12 protein-coding genes are annotated in these 16,598 nt (G+C 72.4%); 8 read left to right on the forward strand and 4 right to left on the reverse strand.

Annotation, left to right across the window (positions count from 1 at the left end):
- Nucleotides 1-23 precede the first annotated feature (23 nt).
- The 3 genes from ACIPWA_RS03790 (at nucleotide 24) to ACIPWA_RS03800 (ending at nucleotide 3,230) form a co-directional block, all read left to right on the forward strand.
- Complete coding sequence (locus ACIPWA_RS03790; RefSeq protein ID WP_400288207.1) at nucleotides 24-1,706, forward strand: molybdopterin-dependent oxidoreductase; 1,683 nt, start codon at nucleotides 24-26, stop codon at nucleotides 1,704-1,706.
- 83 nt (nucleotides 1,707-1,789) lie between these two features.
- Entirely contained in the window at nucleotides 1,790-2,617 is an 828-nt protein-coding gene (locus ACIPWA_RS03795; protein WP_400288209.1) for an SDR family oxidoreductase, read from the forward strand.
- A 358-nt stretch (nucleotides 2,618-2,975) separates the two neighbouring features.
- Nucleotides 2,976-3,230: a hypothetical protein gene (locus ACIPWA_RS03800; protein ID WP_068625634.1), complete on the forward strand. Its 255-nt coding sequence runs from the start codon at nucleotides 2,976-2,978 to the stop codon at nucleotides 3,228-3,230.
- A 43-nt stretch (nucleotides 3,231-3,273) separates the two neighbouring features.
- On the opposite strand, the gene ACIPWA_RS03805 is transcribed toward ACIPWA_RS03800, so the two are convergent.
- The 4 genes from ACIPWA_RS03805 to ACIPWA_RS03820 all read right to left on the reverse strand — a co-directional run bounded on the left by ACIPWA_RS03805 (nucleotide 3,274) and on the right by ACIPWA_RS03820 (nucleotide 6,553).
- The gene (locus ACIPWA_RS03805; protein WP_400288212.1) at nucleotides 3,274-3,837 is read right to left on the reverse strand and encodes a dihydrofolate reductase family protein; all 564 of its coding nucleotides are present in this window, start codon (nucleotides 3,835-3,837) and stop codon (nucleotides 3,274-3,276) included.
- Nucleotides 3,834-4,379 (reverse strand): TetR/AcrR family transcriptional regulator, encoded by a 546-nt coding sequence (locus ACIPWA_RS03810; RefSeq protein WP_400288214.1) that lies wholly within the window; start codon nucleotides 4,377-4,379, stop codon nucleotides 3,834-3,836. The genes ACIPWA_RS03805 and ACIPWA_RS03810 overlap by 4 nt, the downstream gene beginning before the upstream one ends.
- Nucleotides 4,380-4,445: 66 nt before the next feature.
- Nucleotides 4,446-5,954: a carboxylesterase/lipase family protein gene (locus ACIPWA_RS03815; protein WP_400288216.1), complete on the reverse strand. Its 1,509-nt coding sequence runs from the start codon at nucleotides 5,952-5,954 to the stop codon at nucleotides 4,446-4,448.
- The gene (locus tag ACIPWA_RS03820) at nucleotides 5,951-6,553 is read right to left on the reverse strand and encodes a TetR/AcrR family transcriptional regulator (RefSeq protein WP_400288218.1); all 603 of its coding nucleotides are present in this window, start codon (nucleotides 6,551-6,553) and stop codon (nucleotides 5,951-5,953) included. Before ACIPWA_RS03820 ends, ACIPWA_RS03815 begins: the two co-directional genes overlap by 4 nt.
- A 99-nt stretch (nucleotides 6,554-6,652) precedes the next feature.
- Here ACIPWA_RS03820 and ACIPWA_RS03825 point away from each other — a divergent pair, with 99 nt between their 5' ends.
- From ACIPWA_RS03825 to ACIPWA_RS03845, 5 genes are all read left to right on the forward strand, one after another.
- Nucleotides 6,653-8,011 carry an MFS transporter gene (locus tag ACIPWA_RS03825; protein WP_400288220.1) on the forward strand — a complete coding sequence of 453 codons (1,359 nt, stop codon included), beginning with the start codon at nucleotides 6,653-6,655 and terminating at the stop codon, nucleotides 8,009-8,011.
- Nucleotides 8,011-8,793: a phosphatase PAP2 family protein gene (locus ACIPWA_RS03830; RefSeq protein WP_400288221.1), complete on the forward strand. Its 783-nt coding sequence runs from the start codon at nucleotides 8,011-8,013 to the stop codon at nucleotides 8,791-8,793. Before ACIPWA_RS03825 ends, ACIPWA_RS03830 begins: the two co-directional genes overlap by 1 nt.
- A 28-nt stretch (nucleotides 8,794-8,821) precedes the next feature.
- A complete protein-coding gene (locus ACIPWA_RS03835) occupies nucleotides 8,822-11,104 on the forward strand; it encodes a glycoside hydrolase family 3 C-terminal domain-containing protein (protein ID WP_400288223.1) in 2,283 nt (760 codons plus the stop codon).
- A 472-nt stretch (nucleotides 11,105-11,576) separates the two neighbouring features.
- Entirely contained in the window at nucleotides 11,577-14,948 is a 3,372-nt protein-coding gene (gene ileS / locus ACIPWA_RS03840) for an isoleucine--tRNA ligase (protein ID WP_400288225.1), read from the forward strand.
- Nucleotides 14,945-16,393 (forward strand): bifunctional folylpolyglutamate synthase/dihydrofolate synthase, encoded by a 1,449-nt coding sequence (locus ACIPWA_RS03845; protein ID WP_068625627.1) that lies wholly within the window; start codon nucleotides 14,945-14,947, stop codon nucleotides 16,391-16,393. The genes ileS and ACIPWA_RS03845 overlap by 4 nt, the downstream gene beginning before the upstream one ends.
- The last annotated feature ends 205 nt before the right edge of the window (nucleotides 16,394-16,598 follow it).

A 16,598-nucleotide genomic window follows, 5' to 3' on the forward strand; every position in this document is an offset into this window, starting at 1 on the left:
CCTCGCGGACCTACAGTGGGCGCATGAGCCCGACGACGGAGCCCGGCCCTCCCGGTACGTCCGGTCGCGCGCAGCACGAGACAGGCCGGGGCGCGGACCCGTCCCGGTGGTGGGCCCCGCTGCTGGGCGTCGCCTCGGCCCTCGGGGCCTTCGCGGTGGCCGAGCTGGTCGCGCTGGTCGTGGGCTCGGGGTCGAGCCCCGTGCTCGTCGTGGGGGCGGGCGTCGTGGACCGGGTCCCGCCGTGGCTCAAGGACTTCGCGGTCGAGACCTTCGGCACCGCCGACAAGACCGTGCTGATCCTCGGGATCGTCGTGGTGCTGGCGCTCGCGGCCGTCGCGGCGGGGATCCTCGAGACGAGGCGACCGCCGTGGGGGACGGTCCTGCTCGTGGCGGTCGGGGCCGTGGGGGTCGCAGCGGCCGTGACGCGGCCCGACGCGACCACCCTGTGGGCGCTGCCGACCGTGGTGGGCGTCGGCGTCGGGATCATGCTCCTGCGGACAGGGGCCGCGCGCCTGCGGGCGTGGCGGTCCTCGGCCCTCGCGGCCGAGGCCCGGGCGACGGTGCCGGCGGTTCCGGGCGAGGCGCCCGAGACCCCGCTCTCGGCACGACGGCAGCGCGAGACGCTCGACCGTCGGTCCTTCCTCGTCTTCGCGGGCCTGACGACCGTGACCGCGCTCGTGGTCGGCGGCGCGGCGCGCGTGCTGTCCGCGGGGTCGCGGGCCCTGACCGCCGTGCGGGACGCGATCCGGCTCCCCGCCCCGACCGGTCCCGCGGTCGTGGTCCCCGCCGGGGCGGACCTCGACGTGCCGGGCATCACGCCTTACGTGACGCCCAACGACGAGTTCTACCGCATCGACACGGCCCTGCGCGTGCCCGAGGTGGACCCGGACGACTGGCGGCTGCGCGTCGTCGGGCTCGTCGAGGAGGAGGTCGAGATCTCGTTCGCCGAGCTGCTCGCGCTGCCCCTGGTCGAGCACGCCACGACGCTGACGTGCGTGTCCAACGAGGTCGGCGGGGACCTGGTCGGCAACGCGGTGTGGCTCGGGTACCCGCTGCGCGACCTGCTGGCCCGCGCCCGCCCGCACGCGGACGCGGACATGGTGCTCTCACGCAGTGCGGACGGCTGGACCGCGAGCACGCCGCTCGAGGTGCTCACGGACCCGGGCCGCGAGTCGTTGCTCGCGGTCGGCATGAACGGCGAGCCGCTGCCGCTCGCGCACGGCTTCCCGGTGCGCATGGTCGTGCCGGGGCTGTACGGGTACGTCTCGGCGACCAAGTGGGTCGTCGAGCTCAAGGTCACGCGCTTCGCCGACGACGTCGCGTACTGGTCGACGCGCGGCTGGTCCGAGCGCGGGCCGATCAAGATGTCGTCGCGCATCGACGTGCCCCGCGCGGGGGCGACGGTGTCGCCGGACGCGGCCGGCGACGTGGTCGTGGCGGGCGTCGCGTGGTCCCAGCACTCGGGCGTCGCGGGCGTCGAGGTGCGCGTCGACGAGGGGGAGTGGGAGCCCGCCGAGCTCGCGGAGACCGTCTCGGCCGACACGTGGCGGCAGTGGACGTGGACCTGGAGCGGGCCCGGCGCGGGGGAGCACCGCCTCGCGGTGCGGGCGACCGACGCGGACGGGACCGTCCAGACCTCGACCCAGGCGCCGCCCGCGCCCGACGGGTCGAGCGGCTGGGACACGGTCGAGGTGCGCGTGGCGTAGGCCCCGCGCAGGGGGCGTCCCACGATGCGGGCACCCGGCCCGACGGCGCCGACCTCGCCTCGCCGGCGTGGCAAGGTAGGGACGTGACGACCTCGCAGACCCCGACCCAGCCCACCTCCTCGACCTCAGCGGCCTCCGGCGCGGACGCACCGACCCGGCGGGCCGTGGTCACCGGCGCCTCGTCGGGCATCGGCGCCGCGACCGTGCGCCACCTGCGTGCCGCAGGGTGGGACGTCGTCGCGTTCGCGCGCCGCGCCGACCTGCTCGACGCGCTCGCGGCCCGGACCGGCGCGCACCCCGTGGTCGGCGACGTCACGAGCGACGACGACGTCGCGCACCTCGTGCGCGAGGCCGAGGCCCGCGGGCCGGTCCACGCGGTGCTCAACATCGCGGGCTTCGCGAGCGGCACGGACCCGATCGACGCGAGCGACCTGGACCGCTGGCGGGCCATGTTCGAGACCAACGTGCTGGGCACCGTGCGCGTGACCAAGGCGTTCCTGCCCGCGATCCGCCGTGCGGGCTTCGGGACGGTCCTGGTCCTGACCTCGACCGCGGGGCACGACGCGTACAGCGGCGGGTCGGGATACGTCGCGACCAAGCACGCCGAGGCCGCGGTCGCGGACACGCTGCGCCTCGAGCTCAACGGCGAACCCATCCGGGTCCTGGAGATCGCGCCCGGCATGGTCCGCACCGAAGGGTTCTCGCTGACCCGGTTCGACGGCGACCAGGCCAGGGCCGACGCGGTCTACGACGGTGTCGAGGCGCCGCTGACCGCCGACGACGTGGCCGACGTCGTGACCTTCGCCGTGACCCGGCCCCAGCACGTCGCGATCGACACCCTTGTCCTGCGTCCCGTCGCGCAGTCCTCGACCACGTTGCTGGCCCGCGGACCGCTCGTGACGCGCGGGTGACGGACAGGGGACGCACCCCGGCCCGGGGCGGGGCGCTGCCCGGGCTGGGCTGAGCCCAGTTCGCGGCTGAGCGCCGGGCCGAGACGCGCTTGTCGGCGCGGGCGCGGGCTGGCATGATGGCGCCCGTGACCCCCGCCGCGCACCCCCTGAGCACCCGAGTGCTCGCCGTGCGCCCGCGGCCGGTCCGCACGTCGAGCTGTTGTTGAGGGCTCGCTGACGCTCCAGCAGCGTGCGACCTGGTGTCAGCGAGCAGTGCCACGCCCCTCCCTCTGAAGAGAGGGCGTGATGGTCACCGATCAGTTCTCCGGTCCTGGTCGGTCTGCCCTCGTGAGCACCCGCCTCGACACCAGGACTCCCCATGAACGCCATCGCACTGATCGCCCACCCGTTCGACACCGCCGGGGGCATCGATCCCCTCGGCCGCCTCGTCGCCCAGGACCCGTGGTTCGCCGCCGCTTCGCGGGGTGGCGCGCCGTCCGCGTCGCACGGCCCGACGGCGCAGCCCGCCCAGGGCGCCGCCCTCACCATCGAGTGGCTCGTCGCGCGCGACATCGACACCTACCGTGCCCGCCGTCGGGCCTCCTCGCGCGGTCGGTCGGTCGCGGGGCGCTGAGCGGCCCGGCCGTCGTGCGACGGCGGGTGCGTCGTCGGGTGCGTCAGGCCGAAGCCACGGCGTAGGTGACGCGTACCAGCCCGTCGTCGGCCGTCGTGTGGACTCCGCGGACGGTCAGGCGCACGTCCCGGTCGAGCGCCCCGAACAGGCGCTTGCCCGTGCCGAGGAGCAGCGGTGCGACGGACAGGGTGAGCTCGTCGACCAGGCCGGCGGCGAGGAACGACTGGATCGTGCGACCGCCGTCGACGTAGACGCGTCCCGGGCCCTTGCGGTCGAGGAGCTGACGCACGTCCTCGACCGAGGGTGCGACCTGGATGCGTGGGTCGTCCGTGCGAAGGGTCGTGCTCAGCACGACGACGTCCTTGCCGTCGAAGGCCCACTCGTCGAAGCCGAGCACCGTCTCGTAGGTGGACCTTCCCATGACCACGGTGTCGACGGTCGGGAAGAACGTCTCCCACACGAGCGCCGGCGTGGTCGACGCAGGAGCGACGTGATCCTGGAGCGCCGGAGCGGTGAGCCAGTCGAGGCTGCCGTCGGGGCGTGCGATGAAACCGTCCAGGCTGACGCCGATGAAGACGCATCCGGTCCACTCGCGGGTCGTCGTCATGTCCATACCTCCATGAGCTGGTCGAGGGTGTCGGTCGGCGGAGAGGGGCGCAGGTCGACCCCGCGTCGATAGAGCGATCCGTGGAGTGCGTCGAGGAGCAGCAGCGCGCCCCGCGGTGGATCCGCGAGCCGCGGGAGCCGCATCGCCGACAGGAGCTGCCCGAGGTACCTCGCTTGCTTGTCCCACCCCTCGCTCAGCAGGGAGATCGACTCGGGCGTCCGCAGGTCCGCGAGGAGCTCCTCGAGGGCGAAGATCGCTGCGCCCGCCGACGGGGCCTCGAACTCCGCGGAGACGTAGGCGCGCAGCTCCTCTTCCGGCTCCTGCCCCGTGGGTGAGGACGGGACGAGATCGATCCATCGGCGAGCGAGGGCATGGAGCAGGTCGGCCTTGGAGCCGAACCGCTTGATCAGTCCGGCAGGGCTGATCCCCGCGGCCGGGGCGACCTCCTGCAGCGTCCACGTCCCCGACGTGCGTCGGGACGAGAGCGCGCGGTCGATGCGGTCGAGCAGGTCTTCGTCGTTCACGGTCCGCGGGCGCGTCATGGCAGTTAGTAAATCATGATTCACTAATCATCGTCGCCCCGGCGCGGCCCGCGGGCTCGTGTCCGGTCAGACCAGGGCGCGGACCTCGGCGTACCCGTCGGCCAGGACCGAGGGGGCCGGCACCCCGCCACCGAAGACCCGCGTGGCACCCGGGGCGTCCGACCACGCGCGCCATCCCGGTGTCCCCTCGAGCACGAGCGAGACGGCTGCACCGTGGAGCTCGCTCGCCAGGGCCTGGGGCGGGTTGTCGCCCGCGATGAAGTCCACCTTCTCGGTGTCGAGGCAGTCGAACCAGAACGGCACGTCGAGGCAGTGGGCGGCCCACCCGAGCTTCGGCGACGCCCACGAGAAGCGGTACACCCAGGTGGGGTGGGCGGCTCGGGCCTCGGCGACCCGGACGATCGGCGCGCGGAACATGCTGTCGGTCATGAAGCGGCCGAGCACGGCCGCCGTGCCCTTGCGGCGCTGCGGCCGGTTGGCGGCGAGGTAGGCCTTGCGCCGGTCACGGTCGGTGAGCAGCCTGCCCAGGACGAGCGAGGCCGGTACGAAGCGCAGCTTGTTCTTCTGGGCGTCGGTCGCCATGGTGAACTCGTCGTCCGTGGCGCCGAGCACGAGCGGCTTGTCGCCGCCCACGCCGCTGCGCAGCGAGTCGAGCGTCGGGCGGGTGATGAGGTCGCCGTCGATCATCGGACCCCAGGGCAGTCCGTCCTGGAGCATCGCGGCGACGCCTGCCATCGGGTCGAGGTCGTCCGGGTTGGTCGCCGCGTCCTGCAGCTCCAGGACGCGGGTCTCCGGCAGGGACGCGAACCCGTCCCGCCTCGCCTCGACCCCGGCAAGACGCGCGAGCGTCTCGGCGAACGTCCTCGCCCGGGCCTCGGTGACGTCGGCGACGGCGCCCGAGAGGCACCACGCCGACCGGAACAGGTGCTGTGCTGCCGGCATGCCGAGCAGCGTCAGCACCGCGCCGCCGCCCGCGGACTGGCCGGCGATCGTGACGCGCGCAGGATCGCCGCCGAACGCCGCGACGTTGCGCTGCACCCAGTCCAGGGCGAGCAGCCAGTCGCGCACGCCACGGTTGGACGGCGCGCCCTCGATGTACCCGAACCCGTCGAAGCCGAGCCGGTAGGAGATCGAGACGGTCACGACGCCGTCGCGGTTGAACGCGCGCCCGTCGTACCAGGGGCTCGCCGGCGAGCCGGCCGTGTAGCCGCCGCCGTGGATGTAGACGAGAACGGGCAGGGCAGCGTCGGGCGCACCGGGTGAGGGCGTGTAGACGTTGACGTTGAGGGTCGAGTCGCCGGGGATCGAGGGCTCGGGGATCAGCGTGATCTCGGCGAGCTGCTTGCGCTGCGGGGTCGGGCCGAGCTCCGCTGCGTCGCGGACCCCGTCCCAGGGAGCGACGGGCACGGGCGCCTCGAACCGGAGGGGCCCGACGGGGGCCTCGGCGAAGGGGACGCCGAGGAAGGCCGCGGACCCCTCGCGCCAGATCCCACGGACCTGGCCCGAGTCGATCGTGACGACGGGGCGTTCCAGGGTGGGGTCGACCGACTCGGTGACGGTCTCGGGGGTGCTCATGCGGTGGTGCTCCGTTCGGAGGGGAAGACCCCGAGGGACACGAGCAGCCGCTCGATCTCGGAGGCCATGTCGATGGTGGGGTCCTGCAGCCAGAGGGTCTGCAGGCCGTCGGCGACGGCGGTGATGACGAGGCCCAGCGAGGCCGTGTCGACGTCGGCGGGGTACTGCCCGGCGAGCTTGCCCTCCTCGACGAGTCCCGTGAACATCGCCTGCATGCCCGCCCGGCGCTCGGCGAAGAAGGCGTGGGCCGGGTGCGCGTGGTCGCTCGCCTCGGCGTTGAGGCGCGTGTACAGCTCGACGAGCCCGGGGACCTCGGCGTTGTGCCGCATGACCTGCAGGAACACCCGGAAGGGGTCGAGCCTGGACTCCGTGCGGTAGGTCTCCAGATCGATCTCGTCGCGCTTGCGCAGGATCGCGGTGAACAGCTCGTCCTTGCTGTCGAAGTAGTGCAGCAGACCCGCCTGGCTGAGGCCGGCCGCGTCGGCGAGCTCCTTGACCGATGCCCCCCGGTATCCCTCGCGGGCGATGACCTCGAGCGCCGTCGAGAGGATCTCCTCCCGCTTGGCGATGCCCTTCGCGTATGAACCTCGCTGTGCCATGCGTCGACCCTAGACCGGAGACCCTTGCACTTCAATACCGAGTGCCATACTGTTTTGGCGACGCTCAAGGATGAGCGCCTGTCCGACGAAGGATCCGCCATGACACTGCCGTCCGATTCACCGTCCACCGCTCCGGTCTCGGCCCCGACGCCCACCCCTGCGCCGGCGTTCGCTGTCGACACGTCCGTTGCCGCCGAGGAGTTCATCGAGGAGGCGTCCGGCCAGGACGACCCGCCCCCGCTCGTCCGGGGCACCCCTCGGCGCCTGCTCGGGTGGATCGTCCCGGCCAACTTCTCGGTCTTCATGATCTGGGGCGCCGTGGGCGGGCTCCTGATGCCTCTCCAGGTGCAGCTCCTGGGTGAGGAGGACAAGGTCGCGAACCTGGCCGTGGTCGGGACGTTCGGCGCCCTGGCCGCACTGCTCGCACAGCCCGTCGCGGGTCAGATCTCGGACCGCACGCGCAGCAGGTTCGGCAGGCGCGCCCCGTGGCTCGTCCTCGGTGCCCTCGTCGGTGGCCTCGGCCTGCTGGCCATGGGCTTCGCGAGCTCGCTCGTCGGCATCGTCATCGGCTGGATGATCGTCCAGATCGCCTACAACTTCGCGCAAGGCCCCCTCAGCGCGATCATGCCGGACCGCGTCCCCCGTACCCTGCGCGGCACCTTTGCCGCGCTCTCCGGGCTGGGGCTGATGCTCGGAGCCCTCGGCGGATCGATCCTGGGTGCGCAGTTCGCGGACTCGATCCAGCTCGGCTACCTGGTCTTCGCGGGCTTCACCCTGATCGTGCTGACCCTGTTCGTCGTGTTCAACCCCGACCACTCCAGCAAGGACCTGGCCAAGGAGCCGTTCGACATCGGCGAGTTCCTGCGCACCTTCTGGGTCAGCCCGCGCAAGCACCCCGACTTCTTCTGGGCCTTCACCGGACGCCTGCTCCTGTACACGGGGTACTTCGCCGTGACCGGCTACCAGCTGTTCATCCTGCAGGACTACATCGGTCTCGGTCAGGCCGGGGCGGTCGCCGCCGTGCCGTTGTTCAGCGTCATCAGCCTCGCGGGCGTGCTCGTCGCGACGCTCGTCTCCGGACCGCTGTCCGACCGGTTCCAGCGCCGCAAGGTGTTCGTCTTCCTCTCGTCGGCGCTCGTCGGCCTGGCGCTCCTCATCCCCATGTTCGTGCCGAGCTTCGCGGGCTGGGCCGTCTTCACGTTCGTCTCGGGCCTCGGCTTCGGCATGTTCCAGGCCGTCGACACGGCGCTCATGAGCGAGGTGCTGCCGTCGGCGAAGTCGTTCGCCAAGGACCTCGGCGTCGTCAACATCGCCGCGACCCTGCCGCAGACGCTCGCCCCCGCGTTCGCCGGCATGATCATCCTGAGCTTCGGCGGGTACCTCGCACTGTTCCCGGTCGGGATCGTCCTGAGCATTCTCGGCGCCTGCGCGGTCTGGCCGATCAAGGCGGTGCACTGATGGTCGCCGACACGTCGCTGCCGCAGCCGCAGGAGGCGACCGACGCCGTCGTCCCCGCACCACGGACGCGTCGCCCGCTGGCGATGCTGGCCTGGTCGCTGGGCCTGGTCGCCGCGTTCGCGCTCATGGGTCTGCTCGTCGGGCTGAACCCGGCGGCGCCCTTCACGCAGCCGCTCGACGACTGGTGGCGTGCGCTCATCGGCGTGTCCGCGGACGGGAGCATCCACACCTCGGCCGTCCCGATGTTCTTCCAGCACCTGGGAGAAGGCCCGGGCGCGCTCGTGGGGGTCGTCCTGGTCCCCGCGGTGCTCGCGATCGTCGGGCGCTGGCGCTCCGGGCTCTTCTTCCTCACGGTCACGCTGGTCGGCCCGGGGCTCTTCTCCCAGGGGATGAAGAACCTCGTGGACCGCCCGCGTCCCGCCGTCGACGAGACGCTCGGGCTGTTCGGGCCGCTGTTCCGGGTCGACCACGGGTCGTTCCCCTCGGGGCACGCCGTCATGGCCGGCGCGCTCGTCGTCGGCATCGCGGCCCTGATCCCGGCCACGCGGCGCACCGCGCGCACGCTCTGGTGGACCGTCGGCGGCCTGATCCTGCTCGGCATGGTGTGGCAGCGCACGCTCATCAACGCGCACTGGTTCTCCGACACGGTCTTCGGACTCGTCGCGGGCATCGCCGGCGCACTCCTCATGTGGTGGGCGTTCTGGCCCCTGATCCAGCGCGACCACGGGCGCCCCGTGTGGTTCTGCCACCTCGGGCGCCGCCACCAGCCCTCCCCAGCCTGAACCGCGATCGAGAGACAAGGACGAGCACATGACCGACATCGACATCACCAACCAGGGGGCAGCGACGGCGTCCGTCGCCGACCTGACGCTCGAGGAGAAGGCGTCGCTGACCAGCGGCGCGAGCTTCTGGTGGACCAAGGGGGTCGAGCGTGCGGGCATCCCGTCCGTCATGCTCACCGACGGCCCGCACGGTCTGCGCAAGCAGCGCGGCAGCGCCGACCACCTCGGGATCGGCGACAGCGTCCCGGCGACGTGCTTCCCGCCCGCGGTCGGGCTCGGTTCGTCGTGGGACACCGCGCTCGCGCACCGCGTCGGCGAGGCGCTGGGCGTGGAGTCCTCGATCGAGGACGTCGCGGTCATCCTCGGCCCGGGCGTCAACATCAAGCGCTCGCCGCTGTGCGGCCGAAACTTCGAGTACTTCTCGGAGGACCCGGTCGTCTCCGGCGTGATGGCCGCCGCGCTCGTGCGGGGCACGCAGTCGATGGGGGTCGGCACGTCGCTCAAGCACTTCGCGGCCAACAACCAGGAGCACGACCGCATGCGCTCGTCGAGCGACGTCGACCCGCGTCCGCTGCGCGAGATCTACCTGCGAGGCTTCCAGCGCGTGGTCGAGGACGCCCAGCCGTACACCGTGATGTGCTCCTACAACCGCGTCAACGGCGTCTTCGCGTCCGAGGACCCGTTCCTGCTGACCCGGGTGCTGCGCGACGAGTGGGGATTCGAGGGGCTCGTGGTCTCGGACTGGGGCGCGGTCAACGACAGGGTCTCGGCGCTCGCGGCGGGCCTGGACCTGGAGATGCCGTCCTCGGGCGGAGCGACCGACGCGCAGATCGTCGACGCGGTGCGCGCCGGCTCGCTCGACGAGAGCGTCGTGGACGCCTCGGCCGCGCGGGTCGCGCACCTCGCGACGCGCTGGCAGGGCACGCCGCGCGTCGCCGGCCCGCTGGACGTCGACGCGCACCACGCGCTCGCGCGGGAGGTGGCCGGGCGGTCGATCGTCCTGCTGAAGAACGACGGGGGACTGCTCCCGCTCCGGGCGGAGCGCTCGGTGGCACTCATCGGGGCCTTCGTCGACCAGCCCCGGTACCAGGGGGCCGGGTCCTCGATGATCAACCCGACCCGGATCGACTCGGTGGCCCGCGAGGTCGCGATCAAGGTCGGTGAGGACCTCGTCTCCCAGGGGCGGGGCTTCACGCTCGACGGCTCGGGCGACGCGGCAGCGCTGCGGGCCGAGGCCGTCGCCCTCGCGGCAGAGAACGACGTCGCCGTGGTCTTCCTCGGCCTCCCGGCGGCCGCAGAGTCCGAGGGCTACGACCGCGAGCACATCGACCTGCCGGCCGTGCAGCTCGAGCTCCTCGACGCGGTGCTCGAGGTCAACCCCGACACCGTGGTCGTCCTGTCCAACGGCAGCGTCGTCGCGCTCCCGTTCGCGGACGACGTCTCGGCGATCCTCGAGGGCTGGCTGCTCGGCCAGGCCGGGGGCGGCGCGATCGCCGACGTGCTCTGCGGCGACGTCAACCCGTCGGCCAAGCTCACCGAGACGATCCCGGTGCGCCTGGAGGACAGCCCGGCGTTCCTCAACTTCCCCGGCGAGGACGGTCGCGTCCGCTACGGCGAGGGCCTGTTCGTCGGCTACCGCTGGTACGACGCGCGCAAGATCGAGGTGACCTTCCCGTTCGGGCACGGCCTGTCCTACACGACGTTCGGGTACGGGGACGCGGCGGCTTCCGTGGGCGCCGACGGCGACGTCGAGGTGCGTGTCACGGTGACCAACACGGGGGACCGCGCGGGCCGCGAGGTCGTGCAGGTCTACACGGGGCTGGCCTCGGCGGACGTGCAGCGTCCCGAGCGCGAGCTCAAGGCGTTCGCGCTGGTCGAGCTCGAGGCGGGCGAGAGCCGTGAGGTCGTCCTCACGGTCCGTCGTGCCGACCTCGCGTACTGGCACGTCCGCACGGACCGCTGGGTGGTCGAGGGCGGCGAGTACACGGTCGACGTCGCGGCGTCGAGCCGCGACCTGCGCTCGTCCACGACCGTCGAGGTGGCCGGCGACACGCTCGTCCTGCCGCTCACGCGCGAGTCCTCGCTGGCCGAGGTGTTCGCGCACCCGGTCGCGGGGCCGATCGTGCAGCAGGCCATGGCGCAGATGGCCTCGGCCATGGAGGGTGCCGCATCGATCATGCCCGAGGGCGTCGACATGGCGAAGATGATGGGCTCGTTCCCGATCGGGCGCATCGGCATGATCGCGGGCGACAGCCTCGGCCCCGAGCAGGTCGACCAGCTCCTCGCGATGGCCAACGGCGCCGGAGCCTGAGCCGTCCGACGAGGGGGAGGCCCCGGCACCGCACGGTGCCGGGGCCTCCTGTGCCTGCTGGCCCGCCTGCGTGCCTGCTGGCCCGCCGCCCGACCGACCGGCCGCCCGACCGACCGGCCGCCCGACCGCCGGGCCGACCGCCCGACCGCCCGACCGCCCGACCGCCGTCCGGTCGGCTCGGGCGCGACCGGCAGGTGGCGCGTTACCATGGGGTCCACAGGCATCGACCCGGCCATCACCGGTGAGCCTCCGGAAGAACGGGCCCCGTCCGCGGGGCCTCAGTAGAACCGGACGGGTAGGCCCGTCACAGCCGTGTCGAGCGGTCGCCGCTCGGGCTCCTCAGGTGCCCGACGACGGCAAGCGGGGTGGTACCGCGGCTCGCCTTCTCCCTCGGGAACCAGGGAGGGGTGGTCGTCCTCGCACGAGCACGTCCCGGACCACCGCCTGCCACTCACGATGGAGCCACTGAGCCATGGCCTACCCGCTGCACCGCACCGACGACACCGCCCCTGACGGTCAGGGCCACCAGATCCCCGCCAGCCCCCACCTGCCCTCGCTCGAGCGCGGCGTGCTGTCGTACTGGTCCAAGGACGACACGTTCCGTGCGTCGATCGAGCACCGTGAGGCGGGCCAGGACGGCGACAACGAGTTCGTCTTCTACGACGGCCCTCCCTTCGCGAACGGTCTGCCGCACTACGGCCACCTCCTGACGGGCTACGCCAAGGACGTCGTGCCGCGCTACATGACCATGCGGGGCAAGCGCGTCGAGCGCCGCTTCGGATGGGACACGCACGGTCTGCCGGCCGAGCTCGAGGCCGAGCGCGTGCTGGGCATCACCGACAAGTCCCAGATCGAGGCCATGGGCATCGCCGCGTTCAACGACGCCTGCCGCGAGTCCGTGCTCAAGTACACGGACGAGTGGAAGGAGTACGTGACGCGCCAGGCGCGCTGGGTCGACTTCGACAACGACTACAAGACGCTCGACATCACCTTCATGGAGTCGGTGATCTGGGCGTTCAAGCGCCTGTACGACAAGGGCCTCGCGTACGAGGGCTACCGCGTGCTGCCGTACTGCTGGCGCGACGAGACGCCGCTGTCGAACCACGAGCTGCGCATGGACGACGACGTGTACCAGTCGCGCCAGGACCCGGCCCTCACGGTCGGGTTCCGGCTCTCCGGCGAGGACGTCGACGGCGTCGCCTCGCCCGCCGCGGGAGCGCTCGTCCTCGTCTGGACCACGACGCCCTGGACGCTCCCCTCGAACCTGGCGGTCGCCGTCGGGCCGGACGTGGACTACGTCGTGGTGCGCGCCGGGGCCGGCTCGGCAGTGGCCGGCGACAAGGTCGTGCTCGCCGCCGCGCGACTGGGCGCCTACGTCAAGGAGCTCGGGGAGGACGCCGAGGTCCTGGCGACCGTCAAGGGCGCCGACCTCGCCGGGCTGCGCTACACGCCGGCCTTCGACTACTTCACGGACCGCTCGGCCGAGGGCTGGCCCACCGCGCACCAGGTGCTCGTGGCCGACTTCGTGACGACCGAGGACGGCACCGGTGTCGTCCACCTGGCTCCGGCCTTCGGTGAGGACGACATGGCCGTGTGCGACGCCGCGGGGATCGTGCCCGTCGTGCCGGTCGACGCCCGTGGGCGCTTCACCAACGCGGTCCCGGACTACGCGGGCGAGCAGGTGTTCGACGCCAACCCCAAGGTCATCAAGGACCTCAAGGATGGCACGGGCCCGCTCGCGCGCGTCGCGGCCGCCTCGCGCGCGGTCGTGCTGCGCCACGAGACCTACCAGCACTCCTACCCGCACTGCTGGCGCTGCCGGAACCCCCTGATCTACAAGGCGGTCTCGAGCTGGTTCGTGCGCGTGACCGAGTTCCGCGACCGCATGGTCGAGCTCAACCAGGACATCACCTGGACGCCCGAGCACATCCGTGACGGCCAGTTCGGCAAGTGGCTCGCGGGTGCTCGCGACTGGTCCATCTCGCGCAACCGCTACTGGGGCACGCCCATCCCCGTGTGGGTCTCGGACGACGCGAACTACCCGCGCATCGACGTCTACGGCTCGATCGCCGAGCTCGAGGCCGACTTCGGCGTGCCCGTCACGGACCTGCACCGGCCCTTCATCGACGACCTGACGCGCCCCAACCCGGACGACCCGACCGGGAAGTCCGTCATGCGCCGCATCCCCGACGTCCTGGACGTCTGGTTCGACTCGGGCTCCATGCCGTTCGCGCAGGTGCACTACCCGTTCGAGAACGCGGACTGGTTCGAGCACCACTACCCGGGCGACTTCATCGTCGAGTACATCGGCCAGACCCGCGGCTGGTTCTACACGCTGCACGTCCTGGCCACGGCCCTGTTCGACCGCCCGGCGTTCCGTTCGGCCGTCTCGCACGGGATCGTGCTCGGCTCGGACGGGCGCAAGATGAGCAAGTCGCTGCGCAACTACCCGGACGTCTCCGAGGTCCTGGACCGGGACGGCTCCGACGCGATGCGCTGGTTCCTCATGAGCTCGCCCATCCTGCGCGGCGGGAACCTCATCGTCACCGAGGAGGGCATCCGCGACTCGGTGCGCCAGGTGCTGCTGCCGCTGTGGAGCACGTACTACTTCTTCACGCTCTACTCGAACAACGCGAACGGCGGTGCGGGATACACCGCGCAGCGCGTGGCACCGGAGCGCGTCGCGGACCTCCCGGCCCTCGACCGCTACCTGCTGGCGCGCACGCACGACCTGGTCGCGACCGCCACGACCCAGCTCGACGCGTACGACATCGCGGGGGCGTGCGAGACCGTGCGCGAGCACCTCGACCTGCTGACCAACTGGTACGTCCGCACGCAGCGCGACCGCTTCTGGGACGAGGACAAGGACGCGTTCGACACGCTCTGGACGGCCCTCGAGGTCCTCACGCGCGTCATGGCGCCGCTCGCGCCCATGCTCTCCGAGGAGGTCTGGCGCGGGCTCACGGGTGGGCGCAGCGTGCACCTGGCCGACTGGCCGAGCGTGGCGGCGCACGAGACGACCGACGGCACGGGCGACTCGCTCGTGGGCGTCCTGGTCGCCGACGACGCGCTCGTCTCCTCGATGGACCTGGTCCGTTCGGTGGCCTCCCTCTCGCTCGGTCTGCGCAAGGCGCACTCGCTGCGCGTGCGCCAGCCGCTGAGCACCCTGACCGTCGTGACCGAGGACCCGGCCGCGCTCGAGCCCTACGGCGACCTGCTCGCCCGTGAGCTCAACGTCAAGTCCGTGCGCTTCCTCGACCTCGAGTCCGGTGCGGCCGACGAGTTCGGCGTCTCGCAGAAGCTCACGGTCAACGCGCGTGCCGCGGGTCCGCGCCTGGGGCGCGGGGTCCAGGCGGCCATCAAGGCCGCCAAGGCGGGGTCGTGGCGCGTGGGCGACGACGGGTTCGTCGTCGTCGAGACGCCCGACGGCGACGTGCCGCTGCTCGGCTCGGAGTACGAGCTGACGACCGTGGTGCTCGCCGAGCAGGGCCACGACGAGGTCGACCCGGCGGCTCCGTCGATCGCGGCGGCCGTGCTGCCCACGGGCGGCTTCGTGGTCCTCGACCTCGAGCTGAACGACGCGCTCCTGGCCGAGGGCTACGCGCGCGACATCGTGCGCGAGGTCCAGGACGCCCGCAAGGCCGCCGGGCTCGACGTCTCCGACCGGATCGACCTGTCGCTCTCGGTGCCCGGCCCCTGGCAGGGGGCGGTCGAGGACCACCGCGAGCTCATCGCGGGCGAGACCCTCGCCGTGAGCGTCACGATCGACCTGTCGCCCACCGACGAGCGCAGCGTGCTCGTCGCCAAGGCGTCGTCCGACCAGACCGACGGGGCGCAGGCATGAGCGGCGTCCGCGTCGGCCGTGGCGCCGGCGAACGCCCGGGGGACAAGGACGCCCGGCGTCCCGGAGGTGCCGCGCACCAGCGCACGGCCGAGGAGGCCGCCGCGCTCGAGGACCTGGCCACGGTGTACGCGCACATCATGGACCGGGCCCCCGAGCACGACATCGACCCGACGCTCGAGCGCGTCGAGCGTGTCCTCGAGCTGCTCGGCGACCCGCAGAAGGCCTACCGCACGATCCACATCACGGGGACGAACGGCAAGACGTCGACCTCGCGCCTGGTCGAGCGGCTCGTGCGTGAGCACGGTCTGCGCACGGGCCGTTTCACGAGCCCGCACCTGACCTCGGTCACCGAGCGCATCGCGATCGACGGCGAGCCCGTGAGCCCCGCGCGCTTCGTCGAGATCTGGGAGGACGTCGCGCCGTACGTCGGCGTCGCGGACCGCGAGTCGCAGGAGGCGGGCGGCCCTCGCCTGAGCTTCTTCGAGGTGCTCACGGTCATGGCGTTCGCGGCGTTCGCCGACGCCCCCGTCGACGTCGCGATCGTCGAGGTCGGCATGGGCGGCGGCTGGGACTCGACCAACGTCGTGGACGGCGACGTCGCGATCGTGACGCCCATCTCGATCGACCACACGCGCTGGCTCGGTCACACGATCGAGGAGATCGCGACCGAGAAGGCGGGGATCGTCAAGGAGGACGCGGTCGTCGTGCTCGCCGAGCAGAGCGACGCGGCCGAGGCGATCGTCATCGAGGCGGCAGCCGTCAAGCACGCGCGCGTCCTGCGCGAGGGCCAGGACATCGCGGTGGCCGGGCGGACCCCGGCCGTCGGCGGGCAGGTCGTCGACCTGCGCACGCCCGCAGGTCTCTACACCGAGATCTTCCTGCCGCTCATCGGTGAGCACCAGGCCCACAACGCCCTCCTGGCGCTGTCGGCCACCGAGGCGCTGCTCTCGGGCGGTCGCGCGCTCGACGGCGGTGTGGTCGAGGCGGCCTTCGCCGACGCGACCTCTCCGGGACGGCTCGAGGTCCTGCGGTCCAGCCCGACCGTGATCGTCGACGCCGCGCACAACCCGGCGGGCGCCGAGGCGCTCGTCGCGGCGATCGACGAGGCGTTCGAGTTCGAGCACCTGATCGGGGTCGTCGCGATCATGGGCGACAAGGACTCCGAGCAGATCCTCTCGGTGCTCGAGCCCGTGCTGGCGGAGGTCGTCATCACGCGCAACTCGGCCGAGCGCTCGGCCGACGTGACCGACCTCGCCGAGGTCGCGATCGAGGTCTTCGGCGAGGACCGGGTGCACACGGCCGAGCGTCTCGACGAGGCGCTCGCGATCGCGGTCGACCTCGCCGAGCGCGACGACTCCGTGGGTGTCGGCGTGGGCACGGGAGTGCTCGTCACAGGTTCGGTCATCACCGCGGCCGACGTCCGGATCCTGCTCGGGCGCGGCTGACCTCTCGGCGCGCGGCGCGCCGCAGCAGGTCGCGGCCCAGCGGCTCCGCTCGACCCGACCACGACGCAGGGTGTCCCTCGCTCCGAGGGGCACCCTGCGTCGTCGGGCACGGAAGCGCACAGGACGTCTCCCTGGGTGCCGCGGCCGCTGCGGGGGTGTTTGATGGGGGGACGGGCGCCGGGGCACGAGCCACCGGCGCGCGAGC

This window comes from Oerskovia enterophila (assembly GCF_044748475.1).
Taxonomy (GTDB): domain Bacteria; phylum Actinomycetota; class Actinomycetes; order Actinomycetales; family Cellulomonadaceae; genus Oerskovia; species Oerskovia enterophila.

Coding starts and splice junctions, on each gene's coding strand:
- ACIPWA_RS03820 (WP_400288218.1), bottom strand. CDS start 6,553: ATGGCACAGCGAGGTTCATACGCGAAGGGCATCGCCAAGCGGGAGGAG.
- ACIPWA_RS03830 (WP_400288221.1), top strand. CDS start 8,011: ATGGTCGCCGACACGTCGCTGCCGCAGCCGCAGGAGGCGACCGACGCC.
- ACIPWA_RS03810 (WP_400288214.1), bottom strand. CDS start 4,379: ATGACGCGCCCGCGGACCGTGAACGACGAAGACCTGCTCGACCGCATC.
- ileS (WP_400288225.1), top strand. CDS start 11,577: ATGGCCTACCCGCTGCACCGCACCGACGACACCGCCCCTGACGGTCAG.
- ACIPWA_RS03835 (WP_400288223.1), top strand. CDS start 8,822: ATGACCGACATCGACATCACCAACCAGGGGGCAGCGACGGCGTCCGTC.
- ACIPWA_RS03825 (WP_400288220.1), top strand. CDS start 6,653: ATGACACTGCCGTCCGATTCACCGTCCACCGCTCCGGTCTCGGCCCCG.
- ACIPWA_RS03805 (WP_400288212.1), bottom strand. CDS start 3,837: ATGACGACGACCCGCGAGTGGACCGGATGCGTCTTCATCGGCGTCAGC.
- ACIPWA_RS03800 (WP_068625634.1), top strand. CDS start 2,976: ATGAACGCCATCGCACTGATCGCCCACCCGTTCGACACCGCCGGGGGC.
- ACIPWA_RS03790 (WP_400288207.1), top strand. CDS start 24: ATGAGCCCGACGACGGAGCCCGGCCCTCCCGGTACGTCCGGTCGCGCG.
- ACIPWA_RS03845 (WP_068625627.1), top strand. CDS start 14,945: ATGAGCGGCGTCCGCGTCGGCCGTGGCGCCGGCGAACGCCCGGGGGAC.
- ACIPWA_RS03815 (WP_400288216.1), bottom strand. CDS start 5,954: ATGAGCACCCCCGAGACCGTCACCGAGTCGGTCGACCCCACCCTGGAA.